4 protein-coding genes are annotated in these 6,133 nt (G+C 62.7%); all 4 read left to right on the forward strand.

Annotated features, from left to right (window positions below):
* Positions 1–146: 146 nt before the first annotated feature.
* From A8B82_RS14505 to A8B82_RS14520, 4 genes are read left to right on the forward strand one after another with little or no spacing between them, the layout of a single operon-like run.
* Positions 147–1,568: a tyrosine-type recombinase/integrase gene (locus A8B82_RS14505; RefSeq protein WP_067293788.1), complete on the forward strand. Its 1,422-nt coding sequence runs from the start codon at positions 147–149 to the stop codon at positions 1,566–1,568.
* On the forward strand, positions 1,565–3,391 hold the full coding sequence (locus A8B82_RS14510) for a hypothetical protein (RefSeq protein WP_067293791.1): 1,827 nt from the start codon (positions 1,565–1,567) through the stop codon (positions 3,389–3,391). The genes A8B82_RS14505 and A8B82_RS14510 overlap by 4 nt, the downstream gene beginning before the upstream one ends.
* The gene (locus A8B82_RS14515; protein ID WP_067293794.1) at positions 3,388–5,535 is read left to right on the forward strand and encodes a hypothetical protein; all 2,148 of its coding nucleotides are present in this window, start codon (positions 3,388–3,390) and stop codon (positions 5,533–5,535) included. Before A8B82_RS14510 ends, A8B82_RS14515 begins: the two co-directional genes overlap by 4 nt.
* Positions 5,532–5,969 carry a hypothetical protein gene (locus A8B82_RS14520; RefSeq protein WP_067293797.1) on the forward strand — a complete coding sequence of 146 codons (438 nt, stop codon included), beginning with the start codon at positions 5,532–5,534 and terminating at the stop codon, positions 5,967–5,969. The genes A8B82_RS14515 and A8B82_RS14520 overlap by 4 nt, the downstream gene beginning before the upstream one ends.
* The last annotated feature ends 164 nt before the right edge of the window (positions 5,970–6,133 follow it).

The raw sequence follows: 6,133 nt of genomic DNA on the forward strand, positions 1-6,133 counted from the left end.
TGCGGAACCTTGGGATTAAGAGATGAGCCAGCCCCGGCCCGCTCTCCATCAAAAGGGCCGTAGGGACGGGGCTGGCGGCGTTTCCGTTTGAGCGCGATTGGAGTCGCGGCGTTCGTTTGCTGGACGCTAACGGTTTTGGAGGATGGATGACGCAGCTTTATTTCACCGACGGATTGGCGCTGCGCGTGCCCGTTTCGGTTGAAGGCGTTCCAGCCGTTCTTTCCGCGTCCGTGACCGAGGCCGCTGACAGGATCGGCCTTATGGATGGCATGCCGTTCTTTCTGGATCGGGACGGCAGCTATATGCATGAGCTGAACCGCTTCTTCCGCGCTTGTCCGACCATGGGAGTGCGGTCGCGGCACAGTTTGCGCGCATACGCCCATGATATCCTGATCTGGATGCGGTTTCTGGAGGAACGACGCGGCACCAAGCAGCTTTGGCGTGCCGATCATAACGATGTCATCGCGTTCCACCATGCACGGCGTCTTTCGGACGCGCCGTTTCGGATTTCGGCGTCCAGCTGGAACAGGGCGATCGCGGCGCTCGACAAACTGTATCGGTGGGCGTTCGAAGAAGGACTGATCGCTTCGTCGCCGTTTCGATATGACCTGTCCTTTCGGCATGGTCATGGGCGGCAAACGCCCAAGGTTGTCGAAGGCAACAGGGCGCGGGAACGTGCCGCGCGCCCGCATAACATGCAATTTGTCGATATGGGCCGCTACCTCGCGTTCCGGGATATCGGCCTGAGGGGCAGATTGCCGGACGGGTCGGAGGACCCAGCCTGGCGCGGGCGCAATGGCGAGCGGAATGTCGTCTTCGCGGAACTGCTCGTTTCCACCGGGATGCGCCTCGGCGAGGCCGGTAGCCTGATCATCGACGAGCTGCCTGGGTTGACCTCCGACAGCCAGCGGATACTTCCTTTCGACCTTCCGGGCGTGATCACCAAGGGCGAACGCCCGCGACGCATCCGGTTGCCTCGCCGGGTCCTCAAGCTGATCGCGGATTACTGCGACATCGAGCGCCAGATCGCCCTGGCAAAGGTCCCGCCTCGTCCGGCCGTCCCGCTCGTATTGTCATCCGATGGCCGTAACGCCGTCGATGGCAGTGGCCGACGCATCGCGCTGACCAGGCTCCGTCCGCAAGACCGCCAACGGCTGCTGCGATCGCCGAATGGCATGCCTGAACACGCATCGCTCTGGCTCACGGAACGCGGTCAACCCGTGTCGTCCGGAACCTGGGAAGTTGCTTTTCGCAGGGCAAGCCAGCGATGCCAGGCCTTCGGTCTCGATATCACTGTCACGCCACACATGCTGAGGCACACCTTTGCGGTCAACATGTTGTCGATGCTGATCCGCGAACAGGTGGGTAGGATCTTCAACCCGACCGATGCGCATGGTGCTGCCTATCGGCAGATGCTTGGCGATCCGCTCCGCCATCTCCAGCACCTCCTTGGCCACGCGAACATCACCAGCACCTACATCTATCTCGACAGCCTTGCCGAGGCGCAGGAACTCGTCGATGCGGCGGCGGATCGCTGGACCGACGAACTCATGGCGGACGATCAATGACCGGCAGATCCGGAGTCTCTCAGCCCCGCCCGGGGCGACGCGCGAGCTTTCCTGACAATCTCCCCGATCCCGGCCCCGCCGCCGCCATTGCCATCGCCGCCCGCCGTTTCGAGATTACCTTGGCCGGACGACCTGCAACGATGGACCTGACGCGTTTGCCCGGTCGAGCTTCGCTTGCGCGTTCCTTCACGCAGGCACTCTGGCAGGCGTGTCAGGTTGGTGGCCCCGCCGGCACCGTCCGCACCGCGATGTCATTGGCCGAAGCCATCCATCGGTTCTGGCGTTATCTCGATGCGACAGGCTCGCCCGTACAGGCACTTGCCGGACTGGATGTCTCGACCATCGAAGGATTCGATACCTGGATGGCTGAGAGCGGGCTGCATCCCAACAATCGCCTTCACCTGATGGGCGACGTGGTGAGCCTGTTGCGATTGGCGGATGCGGGAGAACCGGGAGGCCTTTCCGAAGAGTCCTCCCGTCGATTGCACTATGTCAGCACGCGTCCGGGTGTTCCAGCGCGCCCGCGCGATGCTTACAGCGACAATATCCGTGCGGCCCTGAAGGCAGCCGCGCGCGCCGACGTCGCAGCCATCGGGCAGAGATTTCGGCCGACGCTTGCGCAGGAGTGCGAGACACGCATCGACCGGTTGGAGAGGGACGCCTTCGCGGAGATCGACCGTGTCGGTTTCATTACCGTCAAGAACGACCTTTTTCGTCAACTCTACGGGGCACGGAACTATGCGGGGATTTCGAATGAGGGGCTGAGCGACTGGATGCATGGCACGCGGCATCTGCTCCTCGGCGATTTGATTGCTCTGTTCGTTCTGCTGTCGCTGGAGACCGGCCTCGAGATCGAGGCGATCAAAACCTTGCGCGCCGATTGTCTCAAGAACCCTTCCAGCGGCTATGTCGAGATCGAGTATTGCAAGCGTCGCGCCCGTCATGCCGAGTGGAAGCGGCTGCGGGTTCGGGACGGAGGGTCAGGCACCCCGGGCGGCCTGCTGCGCCTCGCAATTCAGTGGACCGCGACGGCGCGCGGTCATCTCGGGAGCGAACAGCTTTTCCCCTATTACTGCCGCGGCCGCCTGACCGATGTCGTTCTGCCGATGCAATCGGCCAGAAAGGTCTGGGTCAAACATCACCGGTTGCAGGATGATGACGGGAAGCCGTTGAAGCTCTGCCTCTCGCGCTTGCGCAAGACGCACAAGGCTGCGTGGTATCGCAAAACCGGCGGTCAGCTGCGCCGGTTCGCGGTCGGGCATACCGTCGAGGTTGCCGCGAACCACTATGGAGACATTCCGGCATTGCGGCCGATCCACGAAGCCACCATCGCTGAGGCGCTGATGGACGCTGTCGAAGATGCGTTGCAGCCCACCGTGTTGACCCCAGAGGCCGAGGCCAATGTCTTGGCAGCTCCGTCTTCGGCACAGCCAGGTTTTCCGGAGGGCATGGCGACCGATGCTTCGGCATTGCTGGCAGGCGAACAGGATGTGTGGCTGGCAAGCTGTTCCGGCTTCTACAGCAGCCCGTTCGCCAACTCGGGTGAGGCCTGCCCGGTGCCGTTCTGGGGCTGCCTCGAATGCCGTAACGGCGTCATCACCACCCGCAAGCTTCCCGCGCTGATGGCTTTTCTGGATTTCGTGGTGGACCAGCGTAAGGTGCTGAGCGAGGCCGATTGGCAGGTGAAGTTCGGGCGGGTCCACTATAGGATCTCCGCGCAGATATTGCCGCAATTCTCCAAGACGGATCTCGACGCCGCCCGTTCCCTCGCCGCCCGTCAGCCGACACAGATTTATCTTCCTCCAGAGGCGGGTCTGGCATGAGAACAAACCCGGCCATCATCACGGCAAAGCCATCTCTGCCATCGGCAATCCATCCCGACGACACCGACATCCTCGCGGGCAGGCTGCTCAGGCCGGGATCGGAGCACTCGACTCTGTCCCGGTTCGGCGACGATGTCTGGGATCTCAGTCCGGCGATGTTTCGTGCCAATGCGCGGCCAGCCACGTTTCGTGTGGATTTCGGTGCCATTGCGGATCCCCCGCTTCGGCGGCTCGCGAAGGAATACATGCTCGCCCGACTTCAGGCGCGGCTGCGCAGCTACCGGGGCCCTTGCGGCCCCTCGACTGCCAAAGGTACATTGCTGTTCCTGCGCCATTTCGGAGAGTTCCTGCACGATCGTATCGGTTCCGTCGAACTGGCGCGCGTCGACCAGCAAGTGCTGGACGCGTATCTGGCGCATCTGGGGGCAGACGGCGCACGTTCATCGCAACAGATCCGCCTCTATGTCGATGTCCCCATCGACCTCCATCATTTCGGGCCATGGGTGACTGGGGGCGGCATTCCCTTTCTGCCCTGGGGTGGGCGCACGGCAAGCAATGTCAGCGGCCGGAGCCGGACGAGCGCGGAGAACACCACGCCGCGGATCCCTGAACCGGTGATAGGCGCACTGCTCCATTGGGCGATGCGATACGTCGATGTCTTCTCCCCGGATATCCTCGCGGCGCGCGAAGAGCTGGATCGCCTTGAAGCCCGTGCTGCCCAGATCATTGCCGAGGATGCGCGCCAGACCCGCCACGAACGGTTTCGCTACCGTCTTCGTACCTGGCTTGAGGCCCGTCGGGCAGAAGGGCGGGGCGTGCCGCTCTGGGAGCGCCGTCCAAACACCACCCGCGGTGTCCCCGACATTAAGGAAGGCAATGCGTATAATTTCAGACTGATGTGCCTTCAGATCGGCTGTCCTCAAACGGGGAATCTCAGTAGTTCCACCGCGACCGTGAGGATGCTGGACCAGATGGCGGAAGAGATGGGAACCGAGGTCGGGGGCATGGATACCCCGGTCAGCCGCGATCCCGATACCGGCCTGCCCTGGCGGGAGCGTTTCGACACGGACAGCTTACTGCATGAAGAGCAGATGCTGCAGGCGGCCTGTTACATCGTTTGTGCCTACCTGACGGGAATGCGCGACAGCGAACTACAGGATATGGAACCGGGCTGCGTTTCGGTTGAACGCAGTGCCGACAACCTGATCGAGCGCTATCGCGTGCGCAGCACCGTCTACAAGCATCGCGAGGCGGCGGGCGTTTCCGCCGACTGGATCACCATCGCTCCGGTCGCCCGTGCCGTCGAGGCCATGGAAGCTCTGTCGCGCCGAGCGCGCGGCGACCGTGATCTTCGATCCCTCTGGGTCTCGCTGAAGCCATGGGACTGGACCGCAGACTACTTGGCCGCCCAGGCGTCGCCGATCATCAAGATGTTCCGCGACGGTTTGGATGCGAAGGTCGCAAACCCGCCCGCAATTCCACAGGTCGATGGGCGCCCTTGGCATTTTTCCACCCGGCAGTTCCGGCGCACCATCGCATGGTACATCGCGAACCGCCCCTTCGGCGTTATTGCCGGAAAGATCCAGTACAAGCATGCCTCCGTGGCGATGTTCGAGGGCTATGCCGGCGCGCCGCACGGAGATTTTCGCCGGACGGTCGAGCAGGAACGGGCGCTTGGCCAATTGGACGATGTGGTCGCCTATTATGAGGCCTACCAGCAGGGTGACGAGCCCGGCGGACCGGCATCGTCCCGTCTCAAGCAGGAGTTCGACCACGTCCGGGACACCCTCGGTGATCTGCCTGGGCGTATCCTTGACCAGAAACGCCTGCGAAAGATGCTGGCGCATCTTGGAAAGACACTGCATGTCGGGTTTCTGAACGATTGCTTCTTCGATCCCGCCAGCGCCCTCTGCCTGCGGCCCGACGACAAGCCGGTGGCCCCGGTGATTTCGCGCTGCAGCCCGGACCGGTGCCCCAATTCCTGTCTGACCAAACGTCATGTTGCGCCCTGGCAGGCTTCGATCGAAGAGGGTGAGCGCCTTCTGCAGGGCAACACCCTGTCAGCGGTTCAGAAGGTCGCAATCAAACAGGACAATGATCGAAAGCGTCGACTGATCGGTCATCTGGAGGACCCAAAGGCATGACCCCGCCTATCAGTCAGAAGACCGAAGGTGCCTTGCGCTCCGCCATGAAGCGACTGCTCGAAGGAACTTCCGTCCATACCGACGGTCGCCTCACCATCGCCAATCTCGCGCGCGAGGCTGGTGTCAGCCGCGCAACGGCCAACCGTGCCACTGTCGTTCTCGGCGAATTCCGTGCGGCGGAGGCGCGGTTCCGGTCGGGATCGGTCGCGGGACTGAAGGCCCGTATCCGCAAACTCGAAGCCGAACTGCGGGCTGCACGCGGCGGCGAGCTGGCAGAGCTGCGCGTGACCGTCAAAGCCCTGGCGCAACACATCCAGATCCTCGCGCTCGAGGGTGAAGAACAACGCCGCGTGATCGCGGTTCTTGAAGAGCAGATCGCGCGGGCTGACCCGAAAGTCCTGCCGTTCAGGCCGCCGTCCCAGGACGGCACCTGAGGTCACGATCAGGAAGAGAAAGAGGTGAGCTGGGTGGGGGTGAAACAGGGATAAGAAGAGAGGGAGCCACCCAATGAAATGTCTCACCGAGGACGCACAGGAAAACCCCAACGACGGCAGGAGGTTTTCGAAAAGAGACAGTTTGACTGTCCAGATAACATGCC

Source organism: Sulfitobacter sp. EhC04 (genome assembly GCF_001650875.1).
Lineage (GTDB): Bacteria > Pseudomonadota > Alphaproteobacteria > Rhodobacterales > Rhodobacteraceae > Sulfitobacter.